Raw genomic sequence first — 16,356 nt, forward strand, 5'->3', positions numbered from 1 at the left:
TATCCGGGCCTGCTCCGGCCGGAGTAGTTCAGTACTTGACCTTGTAGATCTTCTCTTCGTACGCCTTGCCGTAGTACTCCTCGAGCTCGGCCAGGTCGTCGTTCTGCCGCTCCAGGGCCTTCGCGATCCGCGGGCGGCTCGGCATGGCGTCGGGGTTCCAGGTCTCGGGCTTCCACAGCTGCGAGCGCAGGAACGACTTCGAGCAGTGGTGGAAGACCTCCTCGATCTCCACCAGCAGCGCCAGCTGCGGACGGTTGCCGCGGACGATCATCTCGTCGAAGAACGGCGCCTCCCGGACGATCCGGGCCCGCCCGTTGATCCGCAGCGTGTCACCGCGGCCGGGGATGAAGTAGATCAGGCCGACGTGCGGGTTGCTGAGGATGTTGGTGAAGCCGTCGACCCGGCGGTTGCCCGCGCGCTCCGGAACGGCGATCGTGCTGTCGTCGAAGATCTTGGTGAACCCGGCCGGGTCGCCCTTGGGGGAGACATCGCAGCTGCCGTCGGCCGCCGAGGTGGCGATCAGGCAGAACGGCGACGCGGCCAGCCACTGCCGGTCCAGCTCGTGCAGCGCCTTGCGGGTCTTGCCGGCCGCGGCTGCCAACGGGGTGGGGACGATCTCGCGCAGCTCGTCGTACGTCGTGATCTCTTCCAGTCCGGGGATCTCCATCAGGCGGCGGTCTCCTCTGCCAGCGACGGCGTGGCGTCCTCGTTGACGGCCCTCGTCCGTGCGGCCCATCGTACGGCGGGACCAGTTGCGCAACTGGTCCCCAGGAACAGTGCGCCCACAGCGATCCAGCCGATCGGGCCCCACCCCAGCACGACGGTCGTGAGCATCGCCGGACCGAGCATCCGGGCGACCGCGGGACCGGTGCCGAAGAAGCCCTGGTACTGGCCCTGCTTGTCGGCCGGGGCCAGTCCGAAGCTGATCTCCCACGCTCCGGAGGCCAGCTTCATCTCGCCGAGCGTCAGCAGCGCGGCACCGGCGATTAGTACGGCGGCCGCCGTCCAGGTGCTCATCTCCGCGGCAGAGATGGCGAACACCGCGCACGCGGCCAGCATGGCGACACCGGCGTACCGGACGGACTTCGTTGCTGTGCGGAGGTCCTTGACGCTCTTGGCGGCTTTCACCTGGAAGAGCGTGACCAGGAGCGTGTTGACGATCAGGAGGGAGGCGACGACCCAGTCCGGTGCGTCGGTGCGGGTGACGATCCACAGCGGGACGACCAGGCTGAGCAGCGGCATGAAGAGCAGCATGATCGCGTTCAGCAGCGCGAGGACGGCGTACGGGCGGTCGTGCAGGACGGCGAGGCGCGGCTCGCCTTTGACGCGTGTGCTGACGTTGACCTTGGGGACGCGGTGGACGAGGCGTGCGGCGATCAGGAAGCTGAGGGCGTCGAGGGCGAATACGGTCAGGTACGCCGCTGCAGTGTCGTAGTGGAGCGCGATGCCGCCGAGCAGGGCGCCTACTGCGAGGCCGGCGTTGACCGTGGACTGGAGGAAGGCGCGGATGCGGGTGCGCTCCTGTGGTTGGACCAGGCCCGCCAGTAGTGCCTGGCGCGCTGCGGTCAGTCCGGTTTGGCTGCTGGCGTAAGCGATCGCGGCGACCAGGAAGAGCGGGAAGCTTCGTACGACGAGGAACGCCGCGACCGAGGCTGCTGTGGTGAGCGCGAGCACGACGGCGACGCCGCGAGGGCCTTTGCGGTCGGCGAGGTTGCCGAGCGGCACACCCATCAGGAAGCCGACCAGCCAGGCCACCGTCAGCCCAAGCCCGACCTGCGCCGTCGACAGCCCGACCACCCGCGTGAAGAACAACGCGGACGTGACGATGAACGCCCCGTCGCCGACCGAGTTCGCCAACTGCGCCATCGCCAGGTCCCGTGCGACCCCCGCCGGCGGCAAGACCCGCCCGACGTGAGCCGGCGGGCGCACCCGCCCTACACCCTTGCCGCCGCTCCGCCTGCTGCGCTCCATCGTGATGCTCATCTCGGTCTCCCTCAGCTCGTTACACCCGAGCCTAGGAGCGCAGCGGCCCAGCAGGCAGATCCAATTTGATGGTCATCAGATGGGCCACTTTGGTCTGTGGATAACTCAGGTCAGCGCGTGAAACGACGGCATCTTGTAGGCATGAGCTTCCAAGACCTCCCCCAGACCTGGACGGACCATCCACTCTCCGACCCCGCCCGCGCCGCCGACGTCGTCGACCTCCTGGTCAGCCTCGGCGACCGCCACCGCGGCACCTTCACCGTCATCCTCTGCGACGAGAACACCCGCTACCGAGCCGCCATCGCCGTCGACCTCCCCTCGGAGTTCGGCCAACCTCCCGCGGCTCCCTCACCCCTGGCCGCCCGCACCACGTCCACCTCACCCCTGGCCGCCGGCGCCATGTGTACGTCAGCCCTGACCCCGATCATCCCCGCCGTCCGCACCGCCCCCGGCACGTCGTTGCTCCTGGCCCTGGGCCGCCCCGGCCCCGACACCTGGCCCGACCTCGACACCGAATGGGCCCACGCCGCCACCCACCTCTGCCGAACAACCGCCGTCCCCCTCCTCGGCTTCTACATAGCCACCCCCCACCACATCTACCAACCCCAACTCCCCATCCCCACAGCCGCCTGACCACCACGCGACCCCCTCCACCCACCCGCAGCGCCACGCACGCGCAGCTCCACGCACGCGCAGCTCTACGCACCCGCAGCACCACCCACCCGCAGTCCCACGGATTCAGGGGTTGGCGGGGTCAGCGGACGTTGTGGGGGCGGTACTGGATGCTGATGCGGGGGCCTTTGTGGCCGGTGGCTTTGGGGATGGCGTGTTCCCAGGTGCGTTGGCAGGAGCCGCCCATGACGATCAGGTCACCGTGGCCGAGCGGGTAGCGGACGGTCGAGCCGACCGGGCCGGCGGAGTTGCCCGGGCGGGGGCGGAGGGCGAGGACGCGGGGTTCGCCGACGGAGAGGATGGCGACCATGGTGTCCTCGTGGTTACCGCGGCCGATCCGGTCGCCGTGCCAGGCGACGCTGTCCCGGCCATCGCGGTAGAAGCACAACCCCGCCGTACGGAAGGACTCGCCGAGCTCCTCCGCGTAGTGCGCGCTGAGCCGATCGCGGGCTTCGTCGAGGATCGGCAACGGGAGCTCTTCGTTCTCGCCGTAGAAGCACAGCAGGCGCGGTACGTCGACCACCCGGTCGTACATCTGCCGTCGCTCCGCCTGCCACGGCACGTCGCGGGCCAACCGCTCGTACACCTGATCCGCCCCGGTCAGCCACCGCGGCAGCACGTCGATCCACGCGCCGCGCCCCAGCTCCGTCCGCTGGATCCCGTCGAGCGAACCCAGCGCAGGATCCTCGAACGCATCCAGCAACGAGCCCTGCAGATCAGCACCCATGACACCCACCATACCGGAAACTCGAACATCTGTTCCCCTAGCTTTCCCAGGCCCAGTCGGGCGCGCATCATGACGGTATGACCGGGGATCCACCTGGACCGGCGGTGCGGGCGCAGCTGCTCGCCACCGAGCACTGGAGCCTGCTCGCGACCAGGAGCCAGACCTGGTCGGAGGTGATGGGCCGGATCAGCGCCCAGTTCACGTTCGCCTCGGCCTCGCTGGTGGTGCTCGCCCTCACCCTGCAGGTCTCCGGGCTGAACTCATCGTTCAGGCTCCTCGCGGCCTGGCTCGGGGTGTCGGTGCTGGTGACCGGGAGCCTCACTGCACTGCGCGTGCGCAACGCCAGCCAGCAGGACCTCATGCTCGTCATCGGCATGAATCGGCTGCGGGCGGCGTACCTCGAGCTCGACCCCGGCATCCAGGAGCACCTGGTGACGGGCTGGACGGACGATCCGGCGGGCATCGACCGGACCTACGACATGGGGGTGCGGCGCAGCGGTGTGTCCCACTTCCTCGCCAGCGCCTTCGTGTTCGCCGGCGCCGTGAACATCATCGTCGCGGCCGGTCTCGGCGCGGTGCTGGCGGATACCGCTGGGACCAACGGTGCAGTCACGGCCGTCGTCGGTGCGCTGTCGGCGTTGGCGTATGCCGTCCTCGTCTTCGTGCCCGCACACCGCGCCTATCGCCGCGTGGTCGCCGAGCTCCCCGCTGCTGCTGAGTGAACTCCGGCGGTTGGCCCGGCGGATGCACGAGACTGCGGTACGACGAACCACCGGCTGGAGGATGGATGTCGTACCTGCTGATCCGCAACGTCTCGGTCCTGATCGTCCCCGAACACGGCGACTGCCGAGTCGACGAAGCACAAGACATCCACATCCACGACGACAAGATCACCGCCATCACCCCCACCGGCACTCCCCTACAGCTCCCTCCACTGAGAGTGGAGGAGACCGGGAGCCCGGAGGCCGACCGGGAGAGGACCGGGGCCCCGGAGGTCGACCGGGTGGGGACGGGCAGCCGGGAGACCGACCGGGACGGGGCGGGCAGCCGGCAGACCGACCGGGTGGGGGCGGGGAGCCGGGAGACCGAGCGGGACGGGGCGGGGAGCCGCCAGGCCGACCGGGACACGGCTGGAGGGCCGGGCGGTGTGCCGGGGCGGGGTGTGGAGCCGGAGGTGGTTGAGGGGCGGGGGCTGGTGGCGGTGCCGGGGTTGGTGAACTCGCACACGCACAGTCCGATGGTGATGATGCGGGGTGCAGCTGAGGATCTGGCGATCGAGGACTGGTTCAACCAGCGGATCTGGCCGATGGAGGTGAATCTGACGGCCGAGCGGGTCCGGGTCGGTGCGCGACTCGCGTGCGCCGAGATGTTGCTCGCCGGGGTGACCACGTTCGTGGACCACTACTTCCACGCCGACCAGATCGCCGAAGCCGCGATCGAGTCCGGCATCCGCGCCGACCTCGCGCCGACGTACTTCTCCTCGACCGGACCCGAAGCCATCGAAGCCGCCATCACCACCGCCCGCGACCTCCGCAACCGCAGCCCCCGGATCACGGCCAGCCTCGGCCCGCACGCGACGTACACGGTCTCCGACGACGACCTGCGCCGTACGGCGGACATCGCACGAGCAGAAGGCTTCCGCATCCACCTGCATGCCGCGGAAACCGACGACCAAACCCAATCGTCCATCGACCGCCTGGGCGTCACGCCGATCCAAGTCCTCGAGCGAACCGGCGTGCTCGACGCCGGCGCCCTCATCGCCCATGGCTGCGGCATCCGCGAGGCCGACCTCCCGATCCTCGAGCAGTACGGCGACCGCACCACAGTGGCCTGCTGTCCGAAGGTCTACCTCAAACTCGCCATGGGCACGGTCACCCCAATCAAAAGCCTGCAGTCCAAGGGCGTGAAGGTCGGCATCGGCACCGACGGAGCCGCCGTCCACAACACCCTCGACGTCTGGGAGTCGCTGCGGATGGTCGCGCTGACCCAGAAGCAACGCGAGCAGGACGCCGAGTGGATGAACGTCTCCGACACCCTCCGCCTGGCCACCAGGGGCGGAGCCGCGGCAGCCGGCCTCGCGGACCGGATCGGCGTACTCGAACCAGGCCGCCAAGCCGACCTCGCCTTGGTCGACCTCTCCGGCCCGCACTGCCAGCCGGTCCACGACCCCAGGGCAGCCCTCGTCTACTCTGTGCGCTCGTCGGACGTCGTCTCCGTCCTGGTCGCCGGCCGCATTGTCGTCCGCGACCGCCAACTCACCACCATGAACCTCGACGAGGTCCTTGCCGACGCCAAGGACCTCGCCCACACTCTGGTCGACCTGTCCAAGGGCGGCGCCGTCCAGCACTACGCACCCTGACAGCACGAACACCCTGACAACACGAACACCCTGACAGCACGAACACCCCGACCCAAGCGGGCCGGGGCGTTCGAGCGGGTTCAGCTGATGGTGACGATCTTGTTCACCGTGTGGGCCTGCGTGTGGTCCGGTCCCTCCAGTCAAGAGCTGCAACCGGCCGCGCACCCTAAGCTATGAGCCTCCACCTGCGAGGAGGCGTGCGATGACCGCACCGAGCTCGGATCTGACCGGCTGGCGACGGACGCCGTTCACCGGCGCGGGGTTGACCTACGACTGCTTCGAGAAGGGCGAAGGCCCGGGCGTCGTGCTGATCCCGGAGATACCGGGGTTGACGCCGGAGGTGCTGGGGCTGGGGGACCACCTGGTGGGTGCGGGGTTCACGGTGGTGATCCCGTCGCCGTTCGGTACGCCGGGGCGCCCGGAGACCACGGGGTACGCGCTGGGGGTGATCGCGCGGATGTGTGTGGCGAAGGAGTTCCGGGCGTTCGCGGCCGATGCGGAGCGGCCGATCACGAAGTACCTGCGGGCGGTCGCCGCCGACCTCGCGACGCGGACGCCGGGGCGCGGGGTCGGGGTCATCGGGATGTGCTTCACCGGAGGGCTCGCGTTGGCCACAGCGGTCGAGGAGGCGGTTCTGGCCCCGGTCCTCAGTCAGCCGTCCACGCCGTTCGCCGTCAGTGGCCGTCTGCGGCGTGATCCGGGGCTGTCCCGGCAGGAGCTCGAGGTCGTCAGGGAACGGACGCAGACGGACGGTCTGTGCGTCCTGGGCCTGCGCTTCAGCCATGACCGGATGTCACCGGCCGAGCGGTTCACGACCCTGCGCAAGCAGCTCGGCGACGCGTTCGAGGTGATCGAGCTCGACAGCCGGCCGGGGAACCCGGACGGCTACCGCCGGATGGCGCACTCGGTGCTCACCCGCGACCTGCGCGAGGACGCGCCGAACTCGGCGCTGCAGGCACGCACCCGGACCGTCGAGTTCCTCCGGCAGCACCTGACTGCTACCGCGCGGTGACCCACAGTGCCGAAATGTTAAAGCAACGTTGAGGAATGCTCTGCGTGTGACTATGCGGACGCAGAGTGGGGAACCTGGCGGAAGTCTGGGGTGGAATGTTGCAGTGCGCAAGGGAGGGGGAGCGGTGGGTGACGCTGGGTGATTTCCTCTGGTCGTGGGCACTGGAGACATGGCACGATCGGCCACCGGAGGCACATCAGGGGGCGCGCATGGCGATGGCCAGGCACTTGACGAGTGAGGCTGTATGAACGGGCGGACAGCGCAGGAGAGCCGGCTCCCGAGGAACGGGACCACGGCCGCGAACGGGACCAATGGTCACGGTCCGCAATCAGGCCCTCACGCAGGCCGGACCACGCCGGCCGGCCAGGGCGATCAAGAGGCTGAGCAAGAGCCGACCGGCCAGGCCTCCGAGGGCCCGGCACCGGAGGGCCAGGAGACGGTCGTCAAGACGCCTGCCTGGGTCGAGGAGTACGCCGCCCGCAGGGCCGGCCGGGTCGCCAACGGAACGGCGCGCGCCGAGTTCGAGACGCCCGTCCGGGTCGACGAGATCGCGCTGGCCGCCAAGACGCTGTCGGAGAACCTGCAGGCAGCCACCCGGGGGATGCCCGAGTCGCCCGAGCTGCGGGCGTTGCGCCGCGACCTCGACCACGCTGCCAGCACGCTGGGCTCGGTGGCCGGCGCGCTCGAGGCGACCGCCGGCAACCTGATCCGACTCGCCGCCAGCGAAGGCCAGGCGTGTGGCGTCGGCTGGGGTGTCTGCCCCGAGCACGGCCTCACGCTGATGAACGTCGGCGAGACGGTCACCTGTCACGTCCTCGGCTGCCACCGCGAGAACGAGGGCGCCGTCGAGCGCTGCGGGCACCCGGTCGCCTACCGCGTCGTCGACGCGGCCGGCCCGGCCCTGCACACCTGCGCAGGCCACGCGATCGCCTGCCGGCTCTACCTCGACGACGCCGTCATCACCCTCGCCTCGGACAGCCTGGAGCTGTTCTAGGAGATCCGGCAGGACGTCAACTGGTCGTTCGCGTTCGGAGCCCGGCCGCACCGCCGTAGTCGACGTGCTCGAGGAACCACGCCGCCCGGCCCTTGGACCGGCATCGGCACGGTTGGGCGCACGGACGTGAGTGGTGCCTGGCCCTTGAACATTCGGCCGCCGTCGTTGGTCAGGCGCAGGTAGTAGTCCGCGGAGCACGCCGTACCGTCCTCGTCGAGGGCGCGGATGCCTGAACCCGAGGGTACCCAGGCCGCGGACTCGGCGGTCTTCGCGATCTGGTTGCCCTCGTTGTACTCGTCGAACATCGAGATGTAGATGCCTTGTACATCCGCGCCCGCGATGTCGCTGATCCGGCCAACCATCCACGGCGACAGCATGTCGAACGCGTGGCACACGTCCAGGTAGCCGGCGCGCGAGTCCTCCACCCCGCGCCGCCAGTGCGTCGGCACTCCACCGATCACGTAGCACCCCTGGCCCTTGAACCAGTTCACGACGTCCAGGCACACCGACGCCGGCCAGGCCTTGTTGGCCTCGTCGAACCCGAACCCCCAGATGCACACCACCGGGCTTCCCGTTCTGCCGCGCGTACGCCGGTGAGGCCGTGTAGGCGCTCATCTTCGACGTCCAGTCCGCCTTCATCTCCGACTGCATCGAGGTCCAGCCGGTGGCGTCGTACATGATGTAGAACTTGCGCCCGTACTGCTCCGCCGCCTGCCGGACCTTGACGGCCATCGCGTCCCGCGTCGGTCCCTCGCCGCCGGTCGGGTTGAACCGCTGCAGTGCCGCGGTGTCGCAGCCGTTCTGCTGCACGGCGGCTGGCCCCAGTTGTGGCTCCAGTGCCACCAGCCGTTGATCGGGGCGCCGTCGCCGATGCAGGCGAACCGGCCCTGGTACCCGACGGTGACCTTGCCGACGACGTCACCGGGCGGGCTGGCGGCGAAAGCGGACGTGAGTTGGGTGCCGCCGACAGCGGTGGCGGCGGTGGCGGCAAGGAAGGCACGGCGCGACAGAGTCATGTGGGGCTCCTGGTGGGGGCGGACAGGAGAAGTGCCGCGAGAGTACAAACGCCGAAGAACGCCCGCAAGAGTTGAACGGACTTCACGCAAGTTCCGGAACCAACCCGACCTCTGGTCAAAGAGAGCGTTTGCCCGCTAGCGTCGGCGAAAACTTGTCGACAACGTCTTGACGCGGCTTCAGCGGCGTACTTAGTTTGTTGGTTCAACAGACAAAGTCTGTGACTGGGCTCACAACGACCAAGGGTGGGGTCGCATGACGTTGACGGGGGGCAGCCGTCCGGGCAGTCGCGTGGTCGCCGCCGACCACGTCTCGCTCCGGCGCAACAACCTCTCGGTCGTGCTGCGTCACGTCCGCGACAACGGTCCCCGGTCCCGGGCCCGGATCGCCGCCGACACCGGCCTCAACAAGGCGACCGTGAGCAGCCTGGTCGCCGAGCTGGTCGAGCGCGGCCTGCTTCGCGAAGGCCCGGCCGACTCGACTCGTGCCCTCGGCCGCCCCGGGCAGCTGGTCGAGCTCGACGGCACCGGAGTCTGCGGCGTCGGCGCCGAGATCAACGTCGACTACCTCGCCGTCACCGCGCTCGACCTGGCCGGTGACACGGTCAGCGAACGCCGCGTCCCGCTGGACGTCGCCCACATGGACCCCAGTACGACGCTCAGCCGCCTGGCCGACCTGATCCGCGAGGCAGTGGCAGCCGTGGACGCGCGCGACGGCCAGGTCGCCGGCGTGACCCTCGCCGTGCCGGGCCTGGTGCAGGGCGACACCGGTGAGCTCAAGCTGGCGCCGAACCTGGGGTGGGGCGAGGTCCCCGTCGTTCGCGAGATGCGCGAGCGGCTGGGTGGGCCGTCGTACCCGCTGCACGTGGACAACGAGGCGAACCTGGCGGCGCTGGCGGCGTACTCGGAGCTGCAGAAGACCGAGCCGGTGCAGGATCTCGTGCTGCTGACCGGCGCTGTCGGTGTCGGCGGTGGCGTGGTGTCGAACGGGCACCTGCTGCGCGGCGGCCACGGGTACAGCGGAGAGGTCGGGCACATGCCGGTCGCACCGGCCGGACGGATCTGCGGCTGCGGCCGGACCGGTTGCTGGGAGACCGTCGTCGGCCTGACCGCGCTGTTGCACAAGGCAACGGATGCGGACGACCCGGTCCGCGACCCGGCGCTGGACGTGGACCGGCGGCTGGCCGAGATCATCGCGCGGGCCGAGGCGGGGGAGCCGCGGACGCTGTCCGCGTTGAAGGACGTCGGAACCTGGCTGGGGATTGGGGGAGCGATCCTGGTGAACATCCTGAATCCGGACGTGCTCGTGCTCGGCGGCTACTTCGCCGTGCTCGGGCCATGGCTGAAACAACCACTGGAGACGGCGATCCGCGACCGCGTGATCGCCCCGGACGGCGGCGGCTGCCGGGTGGTCCGCTCGGAGCTCGGCTTTACCGCCGCGGTGCGCGGCGGCGCCCAGATCTCGCTCGACCAGGTCTTCGTCGACCCGACCGTGATCGGCCGATCCGAGACGGGAGTAGCGCAGTGACTCTGTTGAATGCCGCGCTGCCGCGCGGCGGGTCATGGGGCTGGAACTCCCGGCCTTCCCTCGTCACTCCAGTCGCTTCGCTCCCTCCGCTCCTCAGTCCAGGCCGGGAGGCCCCATGAGCGACCTTCTCACGATGACCGGCATCGTCAAGGAGTTCCCCGGGGTGCGGGCGCTCGACGGTGTCGACCTGGATGTCCGCGAGGGTGAGGTGCACTGCCTGCTCGGTCAGAACGGCGCAGGCAAGTCCACGCTGATCCGCGTGCTGACCGGCGCGCACCAGCCCGACGCCGGCACGATCCTCCTGCACGACGAACAGGTCCAGCTGAACACCCCGACCGCCGCGATCCAACGCGGGATCGCCGCGATCTACCAGGAGCTCGACCTGGTGCCCGAGCTGACCGTTGCCGAGAACATCTTCCTCGGCCACGAGCCGGCCCGCTTCGGCTTCAGCCGGCGGCACGAGGCGACCACCCGGGCGCGCGAGATCCTGCGCGGACTCGGCCACGGCGAGATCCCGACGCACCGCACGGTCGGCTCACTCCCGGCGGCCGGGCAGCAGGTGGTCAGCATGGCGCGCGCCTTGTCGCGGGACGCCCGGTTGATCGTGATGGACGAGCCGTCCGCCGTCCTCGACCCCGAAGAGGTCGCGAACCTGTTCCGGGTGATCCGCGGGCTCACCGCGCGCGGTGTCGCGGTCGTCTACATCTCGCACCGGCTCGAGGAGATCCGCCAGATCGGTGACCGGGTCACCGTGCTGAAGGACGGCGCCACCGTCGCGACCGGCCTGGACGCGCGCGCGACGCCGACCAAGGAACTGATCCGGCTGATGACCGGCCGCTCGATCGAGTACGTCTTCCCGCCCCGCCGCGAGATCCTCAGCACGGCGCCCGTCGTCCTGGAAGTGACAGACCTGACCCGGCCGGCCGAGTTCGCCGGGATCACCTTCGAGGTCAGGGCCGGCGAGATCTTCGGCCTGGCCGGACTCGTCGGCTCCGGGCGCTCCGAAGTACTGGAGACCGTGTACGGCGCTCGGCGCGCGGCCGCCGGGTCGGTCCGGGTCGACGGCATGCCGCTGCGGCCGGGCCGGGTGCAGTCCGCGGTGAAGGCAGGTGTCGGGCTGGCGCCGGAGGAGCGGAAGAGCCAGGCGTTGCTGCTGGACGAGGCCGTCTACAAGAACATCACGGTGTCGACCATGCAGCGGTTCGCCAGCGGGGGATTCCTGAACGGCCGCGCCGAGCGGGAGGCTGCCACCGAGCTGTCCAAGGCACTGGACGTCCGCCCGGCCGGCGTGGACCATCCGGTGCGCAACCTGTCCGGCGGCAACCAGCAGAAGGTCGTGCTGGCCCGCTGGCTGCTCCGGGACTGCCGCGTGCTGCTGCTGGACGAGCCGACGCGCGGTGTCGACGTGGGCGCGCGGTCCGAGATCTACGCGCTGATCCACAAGCTGGCCGCCAACGGGGTCGCGATCGTGCTGGTCTCCAGCGAGGTCGAGGAAGTGCTCGGTCTCGCCGACCGGGTCGTCGTACTGCGGGAGGGACGGGCCGTCTACAACGGGCCCGCGCAAGACATCGACGAGCACCAGGTTCTCGACCTGGTGATGGAAGGAAGTGCTGTCTCGTGAGTGATGACCTCGCACGGCCCTCTGACCAGACCGCGTCGACCCAGGCGACGGTCACGCCGCCCGCGGCGCCGCGGGCCGGCAGCAATGTGCTGATGACAGGCATGGGGCGCAACGTCGGCCTGGTGGTGGCGCTCGTCCTGCTCTGCCTGGTCGGCATCATCACCGCCGGCGACACGTTCGCGACCGGCGCCAACGTGCTGACCATCCTGCGGCTCGCGGCCGTCATCGGTGTGGTCAGCATCGGCATGACGTTCGTCATCACGGGTGGCGGCATCGACCTGTCCGTCGGGGCGATGGTCGCGCTGGCCTCGGTCTGGGCGACCACGCTGGCGACCCAGCAGCTGGCCGAGGACTTCCACTGGATCCTCATGGTCTCCACGGCGCTGCTGGTCGGCGCCGCGTGCGGCCTGGTCAACGGCCTGCTCGTTGCCTACGGCAAGATCGTGCCGTTCATCGCGACGCTGGCGATGCTGGCCGCCGCGCGCGGCCTGGCCGAGATCATCTCCGACCGGAAGACCCAGATCATCTCGGTGAACGGTTTCGTCGACTTCTTCGGCGGCTCGCTGATCGGGGTGCCGGTGCTGGTCTGGATCTTCCTGCTGGTCGCCGCGGCCGGCTGGGTGCTGCTGAACCGGACCACGTTCGGCCGCCGCACCTTCGCGGTCGGCGGCAACGCCGAGGCGGCCCGGCTGGCCGGCATCAAGGTGCAGCGGCACACCGTCGCCCTCTACGTGCTGGCCGGCCTGTGCTGCGGGATCGCCGCAGTCATGCTGATGGCCCGTACGACGACCGGCAGCTCGACCCATGGTCAGTTGTACGAGCTGGATGCGATCGCGGCCGTGGTCATCGGCGGCACGCTGCTGTCCGGTGGCCGCGGGACGATCGTCGGCACGGTGATCGGCGTACTGATCTTCACCACCCTGAACAACGTCTTCACCCTGAACAACCTCAGCATCTCCGCCCAGTCGGTGGCGAAGGGCCTGATCATCGTGATCGCGGTCCTTCTCCAGCAGCGCCTGGCGCGCACGACCCGCCAATAGAAGGAGGACAAAGATGTCCGCACGTTCCGTCCGCACTCTCATCGTCGCCGGCCTGAGCGTGATCGCGCTGGCCGCCTGTACCAGCAACACCCCGGAGGCCGAGGAGAACGACAACGCGCCGGCGAACTCGGGTGTCGCCGCCGGGAAGAACGACGAGCCGGGCCAGAAGGTCCGGATCGGTTTCTCCGCGCCGGCCGCCGACCACGGCTGGATGGGCGCGATCACCAAGGCCACGCAGGCGGAGGCGAAGAAGTACTCCGACGTCGAGCTGATCGTTGCCGAGGGCACCAACGATGTGAACCTGCAGATCAGCCAGGTGGAGACGTTCATCAACCAGAAGGTGGACGCGATCGTGCTGCTGCCGTTCGACGGCGCCGCGCTCACCCCGGTGGCGGTCAAGGCGATGGAGGCCGGGATCACCGTGGTGAACGTGGACCGCGAGTTCGACAGCCCGTTCGCGGCCCGGACCACCATCCTCGGCGACAACTACGGGATGGGCCGCTCGGCCGGCACCTACGTGTGCCAGCAGCTGAAGGACAAGAAGGACTCGGTGGTCGCCGAGATCGCCGGGATCGACTCGCTGCCGCTGACCCAGGACCGCAGCCGCGGCTTCAAGGAGGCGCTGACCGACTGCGGCCTGAAGGTGAGCAACCGGGTCGCCGCCGAGTTCACCGTCGAGTCCGGTGAGAAGGCCGCCGCCAACCTGCTGCAGGCGGCGCCGAAGATCGACGCGATCTGGAACCACGACGACGACCAGGGCGTCGGCGTGATGGCGGCGATCAAGAACTCCGGCCGCAAGGAGTTCTTCGTGGTCGGCGGGGCCGGCTCGGCGAACGTGATGCGCGACATCAAGTCCGGCAACAGCCTGCTGAAGGCGACCGTCATCTACCCGTCCACCCAGGGCGCGGACGGCGTCCGGCTGGCCCGGCTGCTGGTGCAGAAGAAGGCCCTCACCGACCTGGTGGAGGTCGAGGTGCCGCGCACCATCCAGCTGTACGCGCCGGTGGTGACCAAGGACAACGTGGACCAGTACCTGCCGACGGCATTCGAAAGCTGACAGAGGAGAGTCATGACGAACCTGGGCATCGGCCTGATCGGCTACGCGTTCATGGGCGCGGCCCACTCGCAGGCCTGGCGGAGCGCGCCGCGCTTCTTCGACCTGCCGCTGAACCCCGAGATGAACGTGCTCTGCGGGCGTAACCCGGACGCGGTCGCGGCCGCGGCGACGAAGCTCGGCTGGAAGGAGACCGAGACCGACTGGCGCAAGCTGCTCGGCCGCGACGACATCCAGCTGGTCGACGTCTGCACGCCGGGAGACAGCCACGCCGAGATCGCGATCGCCGCACTGGAGGCCGGCAAGCACGTGCTGTGCGAGAAGCCGCTGGCCAACACGGTCGAGGAGGCCGAGGCGATGACCGCCGCGGCCGAGGCGGCGGCGGCCAAGGGGATCAGGTCGATGGTCGGGTTCACCTACCGCCGGGTGCCGGCGATCGGGCTGGCCCGCCAGCTCGTCGCCGAGGGCAAGCTCGGGACGATCCGTCACGTCCGGGCGCAGTACCTGCAGGACTGGATCGCCGACCCGGAGGCGCCGTTGTCGTGGCGGCTGGACAAGGAGAAGGCGGGGTCCGGCGCGCTCGGTGACATCGGCGCGCACATCATCGACCTGACGCAGTACATCACCGGTGACAACATCGCCGAGGTGAGCGGTCAGCTCGAGACGTTCGTCAAGGAGCGCCCGGTCGCCGCCGAGCACGCCGGTCTCGCCGGTACGGCGGGCACCGAACGCGGACCGGTGACGGTCGACGACGCGGCCGTGTTCCTGGCCCGGTTCGGCTCCGGCGCGCTCGGCGTCTTCGAGGCGACCCGGTTCGCGACCGGCCGGAAGAACGCGATCCGGATCGAGGTCAACGGCAGCCTGGGCAGCCTCGCGTTCGACTTCGAGGACATGAACCTCCTGCACTTCTACGACGCGACCGAGGACGCGCGTACCGCCGGCTTCCGGCGGATCCTCGCCACCGAGTCCGCCCACCCGTACGTCGCAGCGTGGTGGCCGCCCGGCCACCTGCTCGGTTACGAGCACGGGTTCACCCATCAAGTCGTCGACCTGGTCACCGCGATCGCCGATGGAGCCGATCCGACACCGTCGTTCGCCGACGGGCTGCGGATCCAGCGTGTGCTGGCCGCGGTCGAGGCCAGCTCGACCTCCCGACAATGGCAGGAGATTTCGGAATGAACAGCTACACCCCGACGAAGGACGACAAGTTCTCGTTCGGTCTCTGGACGGTCGGCTGGCGGGGGGTCGACGTCTTCGGCACCGCGGTCCGCCCGGCGATGGATCCGATTCACGCGGTGGAGAAGCTGGCCGAGCTCGGCGCGGCCGCGATCTCGTTCCACGACGACGACCTGGTGCCCGACGACGGCACCCGGCAGCAGGTGCTCGACCGCTTCGGCAAGGCGCTGGCCGACACCGGCATCGTGGTCGAGATGGCCACCACCAACCTGTTCGCCCACCCGGTGTTCAAGGACGGCGGCCTGACCGCCAACGACCGCTCGGTCCGCCGGTACGCGTTGTCGAAGTTGCTGCGCAACCTCGACCTCGCGGCTGAGCTGGGCGCGTCGACGTACGTGCTCTGGGGCGGTCGCGAAGGTGCGGAGTCGGGCGGCTCGAAGGATGTCCGCGCGGCCCTGGACCGGTACAAGGAGTCGATGGACCTGCTCTGCGCGTACGTCCGGGAGCAGGGCTACGACATCAGGTTCGCCCTCGAGCCGAAGCCGAACGAGCCACGCGGTGACATCCTGCTGCCGTCGATCGGCCACGCCCTTGCCTTCATCAACGATCTCGAGGATCCCGAGCTGGTCGGGCTGAACCCGGAGGTCGGGCACGAGGAGATGGCCGGGCTGAACTACGCGCACGGCATCGCGCAGGCACTGTGGCACGGCAAGCTGTACCACATCGACCTCAACGGGCAGCACGGCCCGCGGTTCGACCAGGACCTGCGGTTCGGCGCCGGGAACCTGCGCGGCGCGTTCTGGACCGTCGACGTCCTGCAGGGCTCGGAGGGCCGGCCCGGGTACGACGGCTACGTCCACTTCGACTACAAGCCGCCGCGGACCGAGGACGAGGACGGCGTGTGGGAGACCGCGCGGGCGTCGATGCGGAACTACCTGATCCTGCGCGAGAAGGTGAAGGCGTTCCGGGCCGACCCCGAGGTGGCCGAGGCGCTGGCCGCGGCCAAGGTCGCGGAGTTGTCCGAGCCCACCCTGGCCGAGGGTGAGAGCCTGGCCGACCTCCGCGGCGAGAAGCACGACCCGGACGCGCTGGCCGAGCGCGGTCTCGGGTTCGAGAAGCTGGATCAGTTGGCGATGGAGCACCTGCTCGGCGTCCGCTGACCGGTAGCAGTACCTCC

General features: G+C 69.6%; 15 protein-coding genes. 11 read left to right on the top strand and 4 right to left on the bottom strand.

The features are described from left to right. Positions 1-28: 28 nt before the first annotated feature. Positions 29-667 (bottom strand): pyridoxamine 5'-phosphate oxidase family protein, encoded by a 639-nt coding sequence (locus ACIBGM_RS01175; protein ID WP_360515149.1) that lies wholly within the window; start codon positions 665-667, stop codon positions 29-31. Then, positions 667-1,983 carry an MFS transporter gene (locus tag ACIBGM_RS01180; RefSeq protein ID WP_396384077.1) on the bottom strand — a complete coding sequence of 439 codons (1,317 nt, stop codon included), beginning with the start codon at positions 1,981-1,983 and terminating at the stop codon, positions 667-669. The genes ACIBGM_RS01175 and ACIBGM_RS01180 overlap by 1 nt, the downstream gene beginning before the upstream one ends. Positions 1,984-2,124: 141 nt before the next feature. Between ACIBGM_RS01180 and ACIBGM_RS01185 the strand changes: the two genes are divergently transcribed. After that, entirely contained in the window at positions 2,125-2,616 is a 492-nt protein-coding gene (locus ACIBGM_RS01185; RefSeq protein ID WP_396384078.1) for a hypothetical protein, read from the top strand. 121 nt (positions 2,617-2,737) lie between these two features. Here the strand turns inward: ACIBGM_RS01185 and ACIBGM_RS01190 are convergent, their stop codons facing one another. Next, a complete protein-coding gene (locus tag ACIBGM_RS01190; protein WP_360515158.1) occupies positions 2,738-3,382 on the bottom strand; it encodes an alpha-ketoglutarate-dependent dioxygenase AlkB in 645 nt (214 codons plus the stop codon). Between the two features lie 77 nt (positions 3,383-3,459). Here ACIBGM_RS01190 and ACIBGM_RS01195 point away from each other — a divergent pair, with 77 nt between their 5' ends. The 4 genes from ACIBGM_RS01195 to ACIBGM_RS01210 all read left to right on the top strand — a co-directional run bounded on the left by ACIBGM_RS01195 (position 3,460) and on the right by ACIBGM_RS01210 (position 7,747). Continuing rightward, a complete protein-coding gene (locus ACIBGM_RS01195) occupies positions 3,460-4,104 on the top strand; it encodes a hypothetical protein (RefSeq protein WP_360515161.1) in 645 nt (214 codons plus the stop codon). A 65-nt stretch (positions 4,105-4,169) separates the two neighbouring features. After that, on the top strand, positions 4,170-5,741 hold the full coding sequence (locus tag ACIBGM_RS01200; protein ID WP_396384079.1) for an amidohydrolase family protein: 1,572 nt from the start codon (positions 4,170-4,172) through the stop codon (positions 5,739-5,741). Between the two features lie 202 nt (positions 5,742-5,943). Then, on the top strand, positions 5,944-6,753 hold the full coding sequence (locus ACIBGM_RS01205; protein WP_396384080.1) for a dienelactone hydrolase family protein: 810 nt from the start codon (positions 5,944-5,946) through the stop codon (positions 6,751-6,753). Positions 6,754-6,997: 244 nt separating this feature from the next. Continuing rightward, positions 6,998-7,747: a hypothetical protein gene (locus ACIBGM_RS01210; RefSeq protein ID WP_360515170.1), complete on the top strand. Its 750-nt coding sequence runs from the start codon at positions 6,998-7,000 to the stop codon at positions 7,745-7,747. On the opposite strand, the gene ACIBGM_RS01215 is transcribed toward ACIBGM_RS01210, so the two are convergent. After that, the gene (locus tag ACIBGM_RS01215) at positions 7,744-8,307 is read right to left on the bottom strand and encodes a hypothetical protein (RefSeq protein WP_396384081.1); all 564 of its coding nucleotides are present in this window, start codon (positions 8,305-8,307) and stop codon (positions 7,744-7,746) included. The genes ACIBGM_RS01210 and ACIBGM_RS01215 overlap by 4 nt on opposite strands. A 709-nt stretch (positions 8,308-9,016) precedes the next feature. Here ACIBGM_RS01215 and ACIBGM_RS01220 point away from each other — a divergent pair. The 6 genes from ACIBGM_RS01220 to xylA all read left to right on the top strand — a co-directional run bounded on the left by ACIBGM_RS01220 (position 9,017) and on the right by xylA (position 16,339). Further along, positions 9,017-10,288, top strand: coding sequence for an ROK family protein (locus ACIBGM_RS01220; RefSeq protein WP_396384082.1), 1,272 nt, complete (start codon positions 9,017-9,019; stop codon positions 10,286-10,288). Positions 10,289-10,403: 115 nt separating this feature from the next. Continuing rightward, positions 10,404-11,909 carry a sugar ABC transporter ATP-binding protein gene (locus ACIBGM_RS01225; protein WP_396384083.1) on the top strand — a complete coding sequence of 502 codons (1,506 nt, stop codon included), beginning with the start codon at positions 10,404-10,406 and terminating at the stop codon, positions 11,907-11,909. Beyond that, positions 11,906-12,949, top strand: coding sequence for an ABC transporter permease (locus tag ACIBGM_RS01230; protein ID WP_360515181.1), 1,044 nt, complete (start codon positions 11,906-11,908; stop codon positions 12,947-12,949). Before ACIBGM_RS01225 ends, ACIBGM_RS01230 begins: the two co-directional genes overlap by 4 nt. 13 nt (positions 12,950-12,962) lie before the next feature. Next, the gene (locus ACIBGM_RS01235; protein WP_360515184.1) at positions 12,963-14,006 is read left to right on the top strand and encodes a substrate-binding domain-containing protein; all 1,044 of its coding nucleotides are present in this window, start codon (positions 12,963-12,965) and stop codon (positions 14,004-14,006) included. Positions 14,007-14,018: 12 nt separating this feature from the next. Next, positions 14,019-15,182 carry a Gfo/Idh/MocA family oxidoreductase gene (locus ACIBGM_RS01240; protein WP_360515187.1) on the top strand — a complete coding sequence of 388 codons (1,164 nt, stop codon included), beginning with the start codon at positions 14,019-14,021 and terminating at the stop codon, positions 15,180-15,182. Beyond that, positions 15,179-16,339 (top strand): xylose isomerase, encoded by a 1,161-nt coding sequence (gene xylA, locus ACIBGM_RS01245; RefSeq protein ID WP_360515190.1) that lies wholly within the window; start codon positions 15,179-15,181, stop codon positions 16,337-16,339. The genes ACIBGM_RS01240 and xylA overlap by 4 nt, the downstream gene beginning before the upstream one ends. The last annotated feature ends 17 nt before the right edge of the window (positions 16,340-16,356 follow it).

This window comes from Kribbella sp. NPDC050470, from assembly GCF_044458365.1.
Classification (GTDB): domain Bacteria; phylum Actinomycetota; class Actinomycetes; order Propionibacteriales; family Kribbellaceae; genus Kribbella.